Here is a 15,231-nt window from a genome sequence, read left to right as displayed (position 1 = left end):
TGACACGGCTACTTGCTCTTGCCGGCCTTTTTCAGCAAATCGCCAAAGGAGCCGAAAGAGGTTTTCTCTGTCTTGGCGGCAAGCTGACGAAATTCATCGACACTCTGCGTCGCTTCTTCCGCTGCACGACTGACGGTTGCCAGGACCAAAGAGATTTTGCGGGCGGTAAGATCGATCGATTCAATTTTGACTTCGAGTTTCTCCCCTTCACGGACGGATTCTTTGGGGTGGGCAATCCGTTTGCCGGCTCCCAACTTCGAAATATGGATCAGTCCGTCAATGCCGGGCTCCAGGGTCACAAAGGCGCCAAAGGGGACGAGACGCGCCACTGTGCCGACATGAAAACTCCCTTCTTGATAACGATCACCAATTGTTTGCCAAGGATCGGATCCGGCATCACGCAGACTGAAAGAGAACTTGTTATTCTCCCAATCGAGTTTTTTCACTGTGACCTGTACGACCTGACCGACACTGAGAATTTCGGCCGGATCGGTCACCCGGCTCCAGGCAAGTTCCGAGATCGGGATCAGTCCATCAATACCGCCAATGTTGATAAAGGCACCAAAAGGGAGGAGGGAGCGGATCGTTCCGGTGACAATCATCCCCACTGCCAGACTTTCCCGCAGCAGCTCCTTTTGCTGCTGCGCTTCCTCTTCGAGGATAATCCGCCGGGAGACGACGATATTGCGACCGTCTTCACTATACTGAATGACCCGGAAATCACAGCGCCGGCCGATGTACCCTGCCGCATCGCCGCGATAAAGATCGATCTGGGAAAAGGGACAAAAGGCCCGCACGGCGCCGGGGAGTCGAACTTCGAAGCCACCCTTCAACTCTTTTTCGACCGACCCCTCAACCGGAATGGCACTGCGCCAGGCTTCTTCAATCTGCGCACTCCCCTGCCCACCCTTGGCTCCAATCCGCGTCGTAAAACGGGTTTCACCTTCGACCTGCCCAAGGTAGATAGCGCGAATGGTATCTCCTTCAGCAATAGAGATAGTCCCATCCTCTTTCAGAAATTCTTCACGGGAAAGGACCCCTTCGCCCTTACGTCCGGTGTCAATAAAGACCCAGTCGCCACTGATCTTGACAACAGTCGCATCAACACTCTGCCCTTTGTTCAATTTCTCGGCGCCACCAAGATTTGCTTCGAGGAGGGTGGCAAAATCATCTTCTTCAACTTCTTCTTCAACAAAATCAGACATCATTTTTTCTCTCTTGTGATGGGGGAGGATGAACTTATCAATACAGGGTAAAGAGGGTCGGGATATAATCCAAGGTGCGAAGAGACGCGATCAACTGCAAAAAAAAGACGATCCAGATGAACCAGATTGCATCGCCGAGATCTTTACGAAAAAGTTTTGTCTGAACCGTATACTCCCCCGGTTCATTCAAAGCGGAGAATCGGGGAAAAAAAGCCGGCGTAATCTTGCAATAATTGTGAAAGCGCTCGCCATGAATCACTGCGAGGCGCGCTTCTTCGCCACTGACAACCAGAGGATAGTAGAAGGTAAAAGCGGCAATGATCATCACCGGGACAGTAAAGTTGCCCATGGAGAAGCCAACCCCGAGAGCACCGATAAAGCTGAAAAAATATAAGGGATTACGACAAAGAGAGTAGGGCCCTTCACTGATCAGGGTATTATTTTTGTATCCGGAAATATAAAGAGAACACCACAAACGGCCAAAAGCGCCGATAGCCGCCAGGCTACCGCCGAGGGCGAAGAGGATTTTGCCGAGCAAAGACGCCTGATAACTGCTTTGGCCAAAGATTGCCAGAATGATAACAAAGAGGGTGAAAAACCAGGTCATACTGATCCGGAGACGTTCAAAAAGGGTTCTTCTGGAATGAGACATAATCTCTTTTTCTCTTTTCCAAAAATTCAGGAGTCCCGAAACCAACCAAAAGAGTGGTATATTCCTACAAAGACACCTTTTAAAGCAAGAAAATCTTATGGGATTTAGCGCCAATCTATTTCTTGCAACTTCCACCTCAACTGGTAATATTAAAAATATTGGCAAAGGAAAATCATCTGCCGTCACTCAATGGCACCGACATTGACAAGAATATTCTCGCTGCATTTGCCGGCGAAAACCAGGCGCGCAACCTCTGCCTGCAACCACCTCAGGGCATACTTTGAACGGCTCGGCGAAAACGACTGAACCCAACAACCCAAGGAGAGAGAAATGACGCAAAAACTGGAAATTTACAAATGTTCAATCTGCGGCAACATCGTCGAAGTTCTGCACACCGGTGCCAGTGCTCTGGTCTGTTGCGGCGAAGAGATGAAACTGCTGGCGGAAAACAGTGTCGATGCGGCCAAGGAAAAGCATGTTCCGGTCATCGAAGTCGGCGCCACATCCATCACCGTCAAAATTGGCAGCGTTCCTCACCCCATGGAAGAAAAGCACTATATTGAATGGATTGAGCTCATCGCCGATAATAAATCTTATCTGCACTTTTTGAAACCTGGCGAGGCGCCGGAAGCGACCTTCCCCCTGATTGCCAAAAAAGTCACGGCCCGTGAATACTGCAACCTGCACGGGCAGTGGAAGAGTGAAAGCTGATCCTGCAACGTGTTAAGTTCGGAAGGAAAGGGGGGGTGAAACTGACAGGTTTCACCCCCCCTTTCCTTTTCACCTCTATTGAATTTTTTCTCTATTTTCTCTATAATCCGGCAACTTCACACAGCAAAGGATCCTGTCGCATGATGAAGCTGCCCCAGGTGTCATCCCTCACCCGTTTTTTTCACTTAGCCATCTTTCTTGGCCCTCTCGCACTTCTTGCCGGTGTCATCATCGCGTTATATGGCGACAATAGCAGCCAGCCCGACACGACCCTGAGCGGCCTGATCTTTGTTGCCGCAGGGTTGATCATCTGGGGCTGTCATGGCATGCGCCGCCGCGGCAAACGACCCGGATTTGTCCTGATGGCGACGTTCGGCAGCGCCTTCTTCCTTCTCCATCTTTTTTATCGCTACAGTGATTACCGTTGGGCCAAGATCAACGCTATGGTCTTCAAGAGTGTTGACTCGGCGACTTTGACTCACCTCGAATCGCGGGTTGCGCTCTTTATCTCAATCTTCCTGCTCAGCGCCTTGATCGGACTCCTCCCTCCTCTCCCTGCGGCCAACCGCTCTCGCAAGCCGCTGCAACGCGACGATTAATCCTCTTGGCGCATTCGCCGTAAAACTTCCTTCAAATCGTTCCAGGCTTCCCGCTTTTCGTGCGGATGGAGCAAAAGGTAGGCCGGATCGAAGGTCGGCATAACGTCGATTCCCTGATATTTGAACCAATGCCCGCGAATCTTGCTGAAGTCCTCGCCCTGATCGCTCAAAACACCGGTCGGGATCTCCCCCATGGCGACAATGATCCGGGGCGCGATGACCGCAAGTTGGCGCTGCAGAAAAGATCGGCAGGTGGCGATTTCATCCTGATGCGGCGGCCGCTGCCCGGGACGACACATGACAACTTCACAGACGTAGACAGAAGATCGCTCCATCCCCAGGGCAAAGAGGATGCGATCGAAGAGTTCACCGGCCAAGGGTTCTCCCGTCGTATCGGCCGCTTTGCTGGGGGCACCGCCAACAAAGACGATGCGGGAACCGGCCATCCCCGCACCAAAGACGATCTGCGTCCGACTGTTGCAAAGGGGACAGCGCTGACAATCCCCGAGATCGGCACGGATCTCCTCCAGCGTCTCCTGCCGGCAGCCGGCATCGCCGCCGCGATCGAGTCCGACGGTTCCCGGGGGACAAGGTTGCAATTCCCGCAGATCGGCAACCTGCAGATCATGCAAGCCGAGCGAGCGCAGATCCTCCAGCCAGGCACGAACTTCATGCAGGGTTGTGGACAACGATTTTTGCAGTTGATCGGGCATCGCTCTTTACACCATGAGAATTAAGGATTAAATTGATAAGTTATTGAACGCAGAATTCATAGCACGCAGCGGAGCCTACCACCATCATGATTTTAACCGTTATTCTTTTATCCCTGTTTGTTCTTCTCCCTGGGGAAGCTTTGGCCTGGGGAATGGGCGTCCATCTGGAGATCGGCTCCCGCCTCCTTGCCCATGCCGATGATTTCAATCCGGCTTTGCGGGCCCTTTTGACGGCACATCCCAACGATTTTCTTTACGGTTGCTTAAGCGCCGACATTACCGTCGGTAAAAAATTTACCCATTACCTGCGAAACTGTCATTCCTGGAATATGGGGAAGAAAGTCCTGGCCAGCGCCAAAAGTGACCGCGAAAAAGCCTGTGCCTGGGGCTATCTCGTTCATCTTGCCGCCGACTGCGTCGCCCACTCCTACTTTATCCCTTACAAGACCGTGCGCACCTTTAACACCACCCTGCACAATCATGCGTACTGGGAGATGCGCATCGAAGCACGCCTGCCGCCGCAAATCTGGACACTGGCGCGAGAAGTTGCCGTCGGCGATAATCGCGACAACGACCGGATGCTGCGCGCGGTTCTCGCCCGCACCCTCTTCTCCTTTGGCACCAACAAACGGATCTTTAATTCGATTATCCTCCTCAGCCAGATTGAACGTTGGCAAAAGGGGCTGCAACTGGTCGACAATCGTTCCCGCTGGATTCTCGAGGGCGATGATCTCGCCGATTACCTCGAAACCGCTTATCAGGCCGCCCACAGTTTTCTTGCCGAAGGGGATGCCAGCCCCTATCTGAAGGCCGACCCCACCGGAGAACGGGCCCTGCGGGCTGCCAGCGCTTTACGCCGCAACCTTAACCACCTCTGGCTAGAAGGGAAATTATCGGAAAGCGCCATAGAGAAACAGATGGCGGAAGTCAAAAGCCTTTTCCGCGCCGGGATAACTCAACCGGAAAGACTTCTCGAGTTGCTCTCTGATCATTAATGGCCGCGCAGGCGGGCGATGCGGTCCAGCAGCCTCCAGGCTACTTCACTCTTGTCGAGCAGGGGGAGATTCTCTACCTCACCATCCGCAAGGAGAAAGCGTACCCGGTTGGTCTCGACATCAAAACCGGCCCCGGCTTCAGTGATATCGTTGGCGACAATCAGATCAAGATTTTTACTGAGGAGTTTCTTCCGGGCATTCTCCAGCAAATCAGTCGTCTCAGCAGCAAAACCGACCACCAGCCTCCCGCCTTTATTCGCGCCGACCTCCGCCAGGATATCGGCGTTTTTGATCAGGGGGAGCGTCATCAAATCATCGCTGCCTTTCTTGATCTTTGTGGCACTGACCTGGGCCGGTCGATAATCAGCGACCGCTGCCGCCTTGATCACGACTGTCGCCGCCTCCAGATGCGCCAGGACTGCCTGCCGCATCTCCTCGGCGGTCACGACATTCACTACCTCAACCCCGAGCGGGACAGGAATCGCCACCGGACCGCTGACGAGAATCACCCGGGCGCCGCGCTGCTGGGCCGCCCGGGCAATGGCATAGCCCATCTTCCCGGAAGAATGATTGGAAATATAACGCACCGGATCGATCGCTTCGCGAGTCGGTCCGGCGGTCACCAGAATCGTTTCTCCGAGCAGATCTTTCGGCTCCAGGAGCGCGGCCGCGTGCTCGACGATTGTTGCCGGCGCCGGCATCTTCCCCTTCCCTTCCCAGCCACACGCAAGATAGCCGCACTCCGGTTCGAGCAGGTGGTAGCCCGCTCCCCGCAAAATCCCTTCATTGCGCTGATAAATCTGATTCTCGTACATATTGACGTTCATCGCCGGGACAAGAAGAACCGGCGCCTTGGTCGCCATCAGCGTCGTCGTCAACAGATCGTCGGCAATTCCCCCGGCCAGTTTGCCGACAAGATTGGCCGTCGCCGGCGCGACGATAAAGAGATCAGCCCGGTCCGCCAAAGTAATGTGACCGATCTCCATCTCCTGCAGCAGGTTAAAGAGTTCGGTATGGACGGGATGGCCGGACAGGGTCTGAAAGGTCAAAGGGGCAACGAATTCACCGGCACTCCGGGTCATGATCACATGAACTTTGGCTCCGGCTTTAACCAGCAGGCGCAGAAGTTCGACGGATTTATAAACGGCAATTCCGCCACAGACACCGAGAACAATAGTTTTGTCTTTCAGCATCGTCATCTCCCTTTTGATTTCATTACGCCCCGATACCGACATAAGGGTTCAATTTTTTTTCACGGCCGATGGTCGTATCCGGACCATGGCCGGGATGAACAATTGTTTCATCCGGGAGGATAAAGAGCTCTTGGCGGATCGACGCGACCAGGGTGTCGTGATCCCCACCGGGGAGATCGGTGCGGCCGACGGAATCGGCAAAGAGGGTATCGCCGGAGAAGAGGTGATCGTCGATCAAGAGGCTGATCCCGCCCGGCGTATGGCCGGGAGTCGCAATCACCTGGATTTGCAGAGTGCCGACAGTGATCGTTTCCCCCCCTTGCAGCAGCCGGGTCGGGGACGGAGAGATCCGCACCTCGAGGCCATATTTGCGGCCGTGTTCTTGAGCTTTCGGGAAAAGAGCCGCATCAGCGCCGTGGATCAGGAGTTCAACACCACTAGCACTGTCCATCAAAAGTCGATTGGCGCCGATATGATCGAAGTGGCCGTGCGTATTGATGATCATTTTGAGCTGCAGACCGAGAGCGGCAAGACGGGCAAGGATGCGCTCCCCTTCTTCCCCGGGATCGATGACCAGCGCTGCTTTGCTCACTTCACAACCGACAATAAAACTGTTCACCTGTAACGGGCCGACCACATGTGCTTCTAAAATCATGCCTTAAGACTCCTTGTTAAAAAGATCGAGATTGGCGCTGCGCAGTTGCTCCCCGAGGTTAAGGCCAAAGGATTTCTGCGGCTGGTTCTTTTCCACCGGAGCAGGCGCTGGAGTGACTGGCAGCACCGGCACGACAGGAGATGATACAGGCGCGGTGACGGGCTTCTCCCCTTTGTAGAAGTAACGATCGTAAAGACGGTGGTGGCTGGTCCAGTCGGAAGCGCTCTCGGCCTCGCGATCGATATGCGCCGAGACCCCGTTAATCTTCGAATCGAGGTCATCGAGAAAATTGAGGACGATCGCCTCCAGGGTCTTGGGACGTTTGGGGGAGCCGTAATCATATTGGCCGTGATGGGACAGGATCAGGTGTTTGATCAGCATCGCCGTTCCGCGCGGAAAATCGGCAAGGGTGCGGATGCGCTCGTCAATCATCTCCACCCCCATGACAATATGACCGATCAACTTCCCTTCATCGGTATAATCAAAACTGCGCACATAACTTAACTCGTCGATTTTGCCGATATCGTGCAACAGGGCACCGAGAATCATCAGATCACGGTTGAGCGCCGGATAACGCGGCACCATCAAGTCGACGAGGGCAGCGATCGCCAAGGAATGCTCGAGGAGACCGCCGATATAGGCATGATGCATACTCTTGGCCGCCGGGGCGGTGGCAAAAGCGCGCAGCAACCCGGCATCATAAAAGAAGGACTCGGCCAGCGCCCGCAACCACGGATCGCACAAAGTGGCGACCAGCGCTTTCAGTTCGCTGCGCATCTCCTCATTGTCACGCGGCGAAACCGGCAGAAAATCGGCGAGATCGATCGTCTCTTCGCTGATCTTGCGCAGATTGCTGATCACCAGCTGTTTTTTGTTGAGGTAGGTACTGGCCTTGCCATGCACGATGATAAAATCGTCACGATCGAAGAGGGCATCGAATTCATCTACCCGATCCCAGATCCGTCCTTCAATCTCGCCGCTGCGATCGATGAGTTTCACCGTCATGTAGGGCTTGCCGTTTTTCGCCATGGCCAGGGTCTTATCCCGGACCAGAAAAGGACTTTCAATGACATCGCGCTCGCGAATCTGCTCCACAAATACCTTTTTCACAAAGACTCCTGCTCTTTTAAATGAAGGTGCTTTTCCCCGATAAAGCGTGCAATCCGCAGCCCGTCGATCGCTGCGCTCATAATTCCGCCGGCATAACCGGCCCCCTCTCCGACCGGATAAAGTCCGGGATGGCTGAGGGATTCCCCCGCTGCATCGCGTAAAATCCGCAAAGGGGCCGAAGTACGGGACTCGATGCCGATCAGGGTTGCCTCGCTGGTGATAAAACCCCGCATCTTCCGCTCAAAATGGGGGAGCGCCTGGCGCAGCCCCGCACTGACAAAAGCCGGGAGAATCGTCGTCAGATCCGCCTCACGCACACCTGGTCGGGTACTGACCCGGGCAAGAGCCCCTTTACCGCCGAGAAAACTCATGAGATTCTGGGCCGGAGCGTAATAATCACTGCCACCGCAACGGAAAGCAGCTTCTTCCCAATGCCGCTGAAAACGGACCCCGGCCAGCGGATCACTGCCGTTAAAATCTTCGGGTCGGACGGTGACGACCAGAGCGCTATTGGAATAGGGGCTATCCCGCCGCAAGCGACTCATACCGTTCACCACCACCTCGCCAACTGCCGAAGAACTGAGAATAACCTCCCCGCCCGGACACATGCAAAAAGAGTAGATGCCGCGCTGACTTTGCGGATCATTCCAGGCCAGAGCATAATCGGCAGCAGGGAGACGGGGATGGTCAGACAGGCCGTATTGAATGGTATTGATGAGGGTGCGGGGATGTTCGACCCGCAGGCCGATGGCAAAGGCTTTCGCTTCCAGCCGCACCCCCTCTTGCGCCAAAAATTCATAAGTGTCCCGGGCACTGTGACCGGGAGCCAGAACCAGACTGTCACATGGAAGGCGCGTGCCGCTGCGGCAGAGACCGGCACAAATGGCCGACGCTTGCATCTCCAGGCCAATCAAGCGCTCTTTGTAGCGTAATTCCACGCCGAGCGCCACCAACTTTTGCCGTAAACGGATAAGGACCAGCCGCAGACGGTCAGTGCCGATATGCGGCTTGGCCTGAATCAGGATCTCTGCCGGCGCTCCGCAGGCCACAAGGGTGCGGAGGACTTCACTGGTCAGGGGATGATTAAGGCGGGTGGTCAACTTGCCGTCAGAGAAGGTGCCGGCCCCGCCCTCACCGAACTGGACATTATTCTCAGGATCAAGGGTGCCGTCGCGCCAAAAACGCTCGACCGCCGGCACCCGCTCTTCCACCGGACCGCCACGATCGATCAACGTGACCCGGGCACCGCGCAGCGCTAATGCCAAAGCAGCAAAAAGGCCCGCCGGCCCCATACCGACCACCAGCACTCGATGCCCCGGTGCTATCTTCGTCATCTGTTCCGGCAAAAGCTCGGAGACCCTTTCAAGGCGGGGGTGTCCGGCGCACCGCTTGAGGACTTCCTCTTCATTCTCCAGAGAAAATTCGACCGTATGGACGAGGAGGATACGGGATTTGCGACGGGCATCAATCCCCCGCCGCACCGTACGCAATGCGCCGATGCTCTCGACCGGAATCGCCAACTCTTCGGCCACCCGCAGCGGAATCAGTTCCTCGGACTCTTCAAGGGTCAGGGGGACTTCACGCAGGCGCAAGGTCACGCTGGATCCTCCTGCACAGATACCGGCACCGGCATTTGCAACGGCAGCACGACAGTAAAGGTCGTCCCTTTGCCGGGCTGACTGTTCAGGGAAATTTTACCTTTATAGGTTTTGATAATGCGAAGAACACTGGAAAGACCGAATCCGATCCCTTTGGTCCGGGTCGTAAAGAAGGGATCGAAAACACGCGCCTGATGTTCAAGGGGGATACCGCAGCCATTATCACTGACCTTGATCTGGATCGAATTCTGGATAGAGACGACACTTAAAGACAATTCGCCCCCTTCAGACATCGAATGCAAGGCATTCGAGATGAGATTGCTAAAGATCTGCCGCACCGCCTCTTGATCCCCATAAAAAGCCGGAGTGGGATTGACCTCTGTCTGCAATTGAATCTGCTGTGCAGCAAATTGCGGCTGAAAACTCTTGAGCACTTCCTCGGCAACGATATGAACTTCAACAAGCGAATCGACACGGTTCTGTGTCCTCCGACTCACCCCCAGCAACTTAATGAGGAGGTTGTCGATGCGGTCAATTTCCGACTGAATCCGCTCAAGAAACTCAACGCTCTGCGGAGAGGCGGCGTGATCACTTTTGAGGATCTGGGCGAAAAGGTTGATCGAATTGAGCGGGTTACGGATTTCATGCGTCAACCCGGCAGCAAGATGACCGAGGGTCGTCAGTTTTTCAGCCTGGATGATTTCAGCCTGCGCCGCCTCCAGCTCCTGGCTCTTTTCGGCGACACGTCTTTCCAACTCCATATTCCACTGCTGGATCTCCTGCAGATGACGTTCACGTTCAGCAAGAAGTTCAATATTTTGCATCTCCAGACGCCTTGAGCGCAGCACATTAGCGGTGCGTTCCAGGAGATCATGATTGCGAAAAGGCTTGATAATATAATCGGCAGCTCCGGCCTTCATGGCGTTCACCGCGATATTTTCACTCCCCATGCCGGTAAAGATGATCACAGCAATATCAGGGAAATCACGCTTGATCTCCTGCAAAACCTCCAGACCATCCTTCCCCGGCATCATAAAATCAAGGAGGACAAGATCAAAAGGCTCCTCGGCAAGGAGGTTCAGGGCGAGAATTCCATTTCCGGCGGTGCGCACACTATAGCCGTCACTGCGCAAAATAATCGATGCCAATTCAAGGATAACCCTGTCATCATCGACAATCAAAATTCTTGCACTCATGAGCTTAAACTCCCTGAATATATCGAGCAATTAGCTTGACAGAATAACCGTTACGCCAACAATTTGACAAGGAGAATCGCTAGACTTCCTGTCCTTGCAGGAAATGCAGATAATGAAAAAAAGTTTTCTATTTACCGGCGGGATTTGTTATAAACAGACGGTCGCGCACGACAACAAAACCGTGTTTTCGACATATTCCATAGTACGGAGGTCAAACCATGAGCGAAATTACAGACATCTATGCCCGTGAAATTCTCGATTCACGCGGCAATCCGACGATCGAAGTCGAAGTCTACACCGAAGCCGGCACCATGGGGCGCGCTGCCGTCCCGAGCGGCGCTTCGACCGGTGAGCGCGAAGCGATCGAACTGCGCGACGGCGACAAAACCCGTTATCTCGGCAAAGGGGTGTTGAAGGCGGTTGAAAATGTCAACGAGATCATCGCCGATGCCCTGATCGGCTGGGAAGTCGGTGATCAGGCCGGCATCGACCGTAAACTCATCGAAATCGACGGCACCGAGTTCAAGTCTCGGCTCGGAGCCAACGCCACCCTCGGCGTCTCCCTCGCCTGCGCCAAAGCCGCCGCCGAAGAAGCCGGTCTGCCGCTTTATCAATATATCGGCGGCAGCAACGCCAAAGAACTGCCGCTGCCGATGATGAACATCATCAACGGCGGCGCTCACGCCGACAACAACGTCGATATTCAGGAATTCATGATCATGCCCGCCGGCGCGATCAACTTCAAAGAAGCGCTGCGCATGGGCGCCGAAATCTTTCACGCCCTCAAAGGGGTACTGAAAGCCAAAGGCTACAATACCGCGGTCGGTGATGAAGGGGGCTTCGCACCCAACCTCAAGTCGAACGAAGAAGCGCTGGAAGTGATCATGGAAGCGATCGTCAAGGCCGGCTTCAAGCCGGGCGAAGATGTTCTCCTCGCCCTCGATGTCGCTTCGTCCGAACTCTTCAAAGACGGGGTCTACACCCTGGCCAATGAAGCGCAGCCGAAGAAGACGCCGGTCGAGCTCATCGATTTCTACGAAAATCTCGTCAACAAATACCCGATCATCTCCATCGAAGACGGCATGGCCGAGAACGATTGGGACGGCTGGAAGCTCATGACCGAGCGCCTCGGCAAACGCATCCAGATCGTCGGCGATGATCTCTTCGTCACCAACCCGAAGATCCTCAAAGAAGGGATCGACAAAGGGATTGCCAACTCGATCCTGATCAAACTCAATCAGATCGGCACCCTCACCGAGACCCTCGACGCCATCGAGATGGCGAAACGGGCCGGTTACACCACCGTCATCTCGCACCGCTCCGGTGAGACCGAGGATACCACCCTCGCCGACCTCGCCGTCGCCGTCAACTCCGGCCAGATCAAGACCGGCTCCCTCTGCCGCACCGACCGGGTTGCCAAATACAACCAACTCCTGCGCATCGAAGATGAACTCGATTCGATCGCCGTCTTCCGCGGCAAGGATGTCTTTTACAATCTGCGCAAGTAGACGCGTAGTTCAAGATCAACAAAAACAACAACGGCCCGCCAGTGATGGCGGGCCGTTGTTGTTCGTCGTCATACAGACGTTGCTCCTCGTCGTTATGTCCTCCGCCATCCAGCTCAAGAACAAGACTGGCAAAACACAACGATCAGTCGAGGAGCTCGACAATCTGCGGAGCCATACCGATATAGCCGGCCGGAGTCATCTCCAGCAACCGCTGCTTGTCTGCTGGCGCCAAATCGAGACCCTCTACGAATTGACGGATCGTATCGCGATCGATCTTCTGGCCGCGGGTCAGCTCCTTGAGCTTTTCGTAAGGCTTCTCAATCCCCGCCTTGCGCATCACCGTCTGGATCGGCTCGGCCAGAACTTCCCAGGCATTGTCGAGATCGTCGGCGAGATTCTGCTCATTGAGCTTCAGTTTGCTTAAGCCCTTAAGCGTCGAATGGTAGGCGATCATGCTGTAGCCGAAACCGACCCCCATGTTGCGCAGCACCGTCGAATCGGTAAGGTCGCGCTGCAGTCGGGAAATCGGCAGCTTGGCGGCGAGATGACTGAAGAGGGCGTTGGCGAGGCCGCAGTTCCCTTCTGAATTTTCGAAGTCGATAGGGTTGACCTTGTGCGGCATCGTCGATGAGCCGATCTCTCCCTTGACCGTTATCTGGCCGAAGTAGGCCATGGAGATGTAAGTCCAGAGATCGCGGTTGAGATCGGTGAGGATGGTATTCCAGCGCGCCATGGCGTCGAAGAGTTCGGCCATGTAGTCGTGGGGCTCGATCTGGGTGGTAAAGAGGTTCTGCACCAGGCCGAGGTCGTTCTCGATGACGCCTTTGGCCAAGTCCGGCCAGTTGACCTGCGGGTAGGCGGAGAGATGTGCGTTGAAATTACCGACGGCGCCGTTGAGCTTGCCAAGGAGTTCGACCTGGGCGATGCATTTGCTCTGCCGCTGCAGGCGCGCGGCGAAGACCGCCAACTCCTTGCCGATTGTCGTCGGCGAAGCGGTCTGGCCGTGGGTGCGGGCGAGCATCGGTACATTTTTGAACTCCTGAGCCAGTCTCTTCAGGGTAGCGACGATCTGCTCCTGCAGCGGCGCCAAGGCGGCGGTGCCGTCCTTGAGCATCAGAGCATGGGAGAGGTTATTGATGTCTTCCGAGGTGCAGGCAAAGTGGATGAACTCGGAGAGATCAGCGAGGGAGGTGCCGTCGATCTGCTCTTTCAGATAGTACTCGACCGCCTTGACGTCATGGTTGGTCACCGCTTCGATCTTCTTGATCTTTTCACCTTCGGCCGGGGTGAATTTGATGACGATGCTGCGCAGCTGCGTCTCTTCCTGCGCCGTCAGAGCGCGGCACTCGGGGATGCCGGTCTCTTTGCAGATGGCGAGCAGCCACATGACTTCGACCTTGACCCGGTTCTTGAGCAGGGCGTATTCGGAAAAGCACTCGGTCAGCGGCGTCACTTTTGACGCGTAACGTCCGTCGATCGGGCTGATGTCGGTAATCATAAGTTCACTCCTTCAATAAGTTCGGGCGGCAAATATAAACAAGGAGCGTCCGAACTGCAACCCCCTTCAGAGTGTTCTTAGGAGATTCTCTCAGCTCCAGGCAAAAGCCGCCATGGAGATCGCTCCGTAGTTGAAACTGTCGTGCAGTACCCGGCCTTCCTCCCCTGCTCCCATCGCCACGAACAACGGCAGTAAATGCTCAGGGGTCGGATGGTTCTTGTGTGCATGCGGGGCACGGGCGCTGTATTCGAGGAGATCATCTATCCGGCCGGCGCTGACCTGTTCTTTCAGCCATTCGTTAAAGTCGCGGGCATAGGGCAAGGGTTCGGCATCGATGTGCCGGCTAAAGAAGTCGCGCAGATTATGGGTCGCCGAGCCGCTCGCCACGATCAGTACCCCCTCTTCCCGCAGCGGTTGCAGAGCCTTCCCCATTGCCAGGTGGTGTGGGGGGCTCAGATGCGGCTGCACCGAGAGTTGCACCACCGGGATATCGGCGTCTGGATACATCAGCATCAAAGGAACCCAGGCCCCGTGATCGAAGCCGCGGCCCGGATCTTCCTTGCCGTCGATCGACTGATCGTACAAGAGGGTGAGGAGACGGCGGGCCAGGCGGGGATCGCCGGGGGCCGGATAGGTGAGTTTATAGAGTTCGTCGCTAAAGCCGCCAAAGTCGTAGATCATCCCCGGATGGGGATGGGAGCTCACCCGGGCAACCGGAGTTGTCCAGTGGGCGGAGACGCAGATAATCGCCTTTGGGCGACCGAGATCATGGCCCAACTGGCGAAAGAAATCCCGGGCGGGACTCTCGTCGAGGATGAGGCTCGGAGCACCGTGGGAGACAAAGAGGGCAGGAAATTTGCTCATCATGATCGCACTCGATTCTTCCGGGTTTGATATCGGCAGAATGAAGCCGGGTCGGAACGATAAGCTCTGACCCGGCTTCATTCTGTGCTTACTTCTTGATCAGCTCTATTTCAAGGGTAATGATGACGTCATCACCGACAACAACGCCCCCTGTCTCCAAAGCCGCATTCCAGAGGAGACCGAAATCTTTGCGATTGATTTTGGTCGTTGCTGTGGCCCCTTTGCGGATATTACCCCAGGGATCTTTACTATCCGGGGTCGGGCCTTCCACATCCAGTACAACCTCTTTGGTTACACCGTGCAGAGTCATGTCACCTGTGACTTTGAGATGACCAGCACCGGCGGCAACCACTTTTCTGGAGACGAAGGTCATGGTCGGATACTTGGCAACATCGAAAAAGTCGGCACTGCGCAGGTGCTCGTCACGCTTCTCGACATTGGTATTTATGGAGTTGGTGTCGATGATGACTTCAACCTTTGACTTACTGATATCTTTGTCATTGATCTCAACAGTGCCGGTAAATTTGTTGAAACTTCCCTTCACGTTGGAGACCATGAGGTGGCGGACTTTGAATCCGATATTGGAATGGTCGGGGTCGATGGTCCAGATGGAGGCAAAGGTCAGGGCCGGAAGGACGAGGGTGTAAAAAACTTTGTGTAAATGGTCATCGTCGGTTACAACCCGTAACCACTGGAGGAACCGATGGCCATACCGAAAGACGTGCTCGACTGCC

General features: G+C 55.1%; 15 protein-coding genes. 4 read left to right on the top strand and 11 right to left on the bottom strand.

All coding sequences use genetic code 11. The annotated features are described in order from the left end of the window. Positions 1-8: 8 nt before the first annotated feature. Both CVU69_03435 and CVU69_03430 read right to left on the bottom strand, forming a co-directional pair. Complete coding sequence (locus CVU69_03435; GenBank protein ID PKN13064.1) at positions 9-1,208, bottom strand: 30S ribosomal protein S1; 1,200 nt, start codon at positions 1,206-1,208, stop codon at positions 9-11. A 34-nt stretch (positions 1,209-1,242) separates the two neighbouring features. Then, positions 1,243-1,857, bottom strand: coding sequence for an isoprenylcysteine carboxylmethyltransferase family protein (locus CVU69_03430; GenBank protein ID PKN13063.1), 615 nt, complete (start codon positions 1,855-1,857; stop codon positions 1,243-1,245). Positions 1,858-2,187: 330 nt separating this feature from the next. Here CVU69_03430 and CVU69_03425 point away from each other — a divergent pair, with 330 nt between their 5' ends. Together CVU69_03425 and CVU69_03420 are read left to right on the top strand one after the other, a co-directional pair. Then, complete coding sequence (locus CVU69_03425; protein ID PKN13062.1) at positions 2,188-2,568, top strand: desulfoferrodoxin; 381 nt, start codon at positions 2,188-2,190, stop codon at positions 2,566-2,568. Positions 2,569-2,603: 35 nt separating this feature from the next. Beyond that, positions 2,604-3,167, top strand: a complete 564-nt coding sequence (locus tag CVU69_03420; protein ID PKN13061.1) for a hypothetical protein — start codon at positions 2,604-2,606, stop codon at positions 3,165-3,167. Here the strand turns inward: CVU69_03420 and CVU69_03415 are convergent. Then, positions 3,164-3,697 carry a uracil-DNA glycosylase gene (locus tag CVU69_03415; GenBank protein ID PKN13203.1) on the bottom strand — a complete coding sequence of 178 codons (534 nt, stop codon included), beginning with the start codon at positions 3,695-3,697 and terminating at the stop codon, positions 3,164-3,166. The genes CVU69_03420 and CVU69_03415 overlap by 4 nt on opposite strands. Positions 3,698-3,966: 269 nt before the next feature. On the opposite strand from CVU69_03415, the gene CVU69_03410 reads away from it, so the two are divergent. Continuing rightward, on the top strand, positions 3,967-4,875 hold the full coding sequence (locus CVU69_03410) for a hypothetical protein (protein PKN13060.1): 909 nt from the start codon (positions 3,967-3,969) through the stop codon (positions 4,873-4,875). On the opposite strand, the gene coaBC is transcribed toward CVU69_03410, so the two are convergent. The 5 genes from coaBC to CVU69_03385 are packed head-to-tail and all read right to left on the bottom strand — an operon-like array spanning position 4,872 to position 10,627. Continuing rightward, positions 4,872-6,068 carry a bifunctional phosphopantothenoylcysteine decarboxylase/phosphopantothenate--cysteine ligase CoaBC gene (gene coaBC, locus CVU69_03405; protein ID PKN13059.1) on the bottom strand — a complete coding sequence of 399 codons (1,197 nt, stop codon included), beginning with the start codon at positions 6,066-6,068 and terminating at the stop codon, positions 4,872-4,874. The genes CVU69_03410 and coaBC overlap by 4 nt on opposite strands. Positions 6,069-6,090: 22 nt before the next feature. After that, entirely contained in the window at positions 6,091-6,723 is a 633-nt protein-coding gene (locus CVU69_03400; GenBank protein ID PKN13058.1) for an MBL fold metallo-hydrolase, read from the bottom strand. A gap of 3 nt (positions 6,724-6,726) precedes the next feature. Continuing rightward, the gene (locus CVU69_03395) at positions 6,727-7,833 is read right to left on the bottom strand and encodes an HD family phosphohydrolase (GenBank protein PKN13057.1); all 1,107 of its coding nucleotides are present in this window, start codon (positions 7,831-7,833) and stop codon (positions 6,727-6,729) included. Next, on the bottom strand, positions 7,830-9,431 hold the full coding sequence (locus CVU69_03390) for a hypothetical protein (protein ID PKN13056.1): 1,602 nt from the start codon (positions 9,429-9,431) through the stop codon (positions 7,830-7,832). Before CVU69_03390 ends, CVU69_03395 begins: the two co-directional genes overlap by 4 nt. Further along, positions 9,428-10,627: a hybrid sensor histidine kinase/response regulator gene (locus CVU69_03385; protein PKN13055.1), complete on the bottom strand. Its 1,200-nt coding sequence runs from the start codon at positions 10,625-10,627 to the stop codon at positions 9,428-9,430. Before CVU69_03385 ends, CVU69_03390 begins: the two co-directional genes overlap by 4 nt. 218 nt (positions 10,628-10,845) lie before the next feature. Here CVU69_03385 and CVU69_03380 point away from each other — a divergent pair, with 218 nt between their 5' ends. Further along, positions 10,846-12,135, top strand: coding sequence for a phosphopyruvate hydratase (locus tag CVU69_03380; GenBank protein PKN13054.1), 1,290 nt, complete (start codon positions 10,846-10,848; stop codon positions 12,133-12,135). Between the two features lie 142 nt (positions 12,136-12,277). On the opposite strand, the gene CVU69_03375 is transcribed toward CVU69_03380, so the two are convergent. The 3 genes from CVU69_03375 to CVU69_03365 form a co-directional block, all read right to left on the bottom strand. Continuing rightward, the gene (locus tag CVU69_03375) at positions 12,278-13,633 is read right to left on the bottom strand and encodes an adenylosuccinate lyase (GenBank protein ID PKN13053.1); all 1,356 of its coding nucleotides are present in this window, start codon (positions 13,631-13,633) and stop codon (positions 12,278-12,280) included. 90 nt (positions 13,634-13,723) lie between these two features. Further along, positions 13,724-14,500: a dioxygenase gene (locus CVU69_03370; GenBank protein PKN13202.1), complete on the bottom strand. Its 777-nt coding sequence runs from the start codon at positions 14,498-14,500 to the stop codon at positions 13,724-13,726. Positions 14,501-14,585: 85 nt separating this feature from the next. After that, the gene (locus CVU69_03365; GenBank protein ID PKN13201.1) at positions 14,586-15,122 is read right to left on the bottom strand and encodes a protein yceI precursor; all 537 of its coding nucleotides are present in this window, start codon (positions 15,120-15,122) and stop codon (positions 14,586-14,588) included. Positions 15,123-15,231: the final 109 nt, after the last annotated feature.

The sequence above is a fragment of the Deltaproteobacteria bacterium HGW-Deltaproteobacteria-4 genome (assembly GCA_002841765.1).
Taxonomy (GTDB): Bacteria; Desulfobacterota; Desulfuromonadia; order Desulfuromonadales; family UBA2197; genus UBA2197.
The sequence above is the reverse complement of the archived record's forward strand: the minus strand, read 5'-3'. Positions and strand labels throughout refer to the sequence as shown.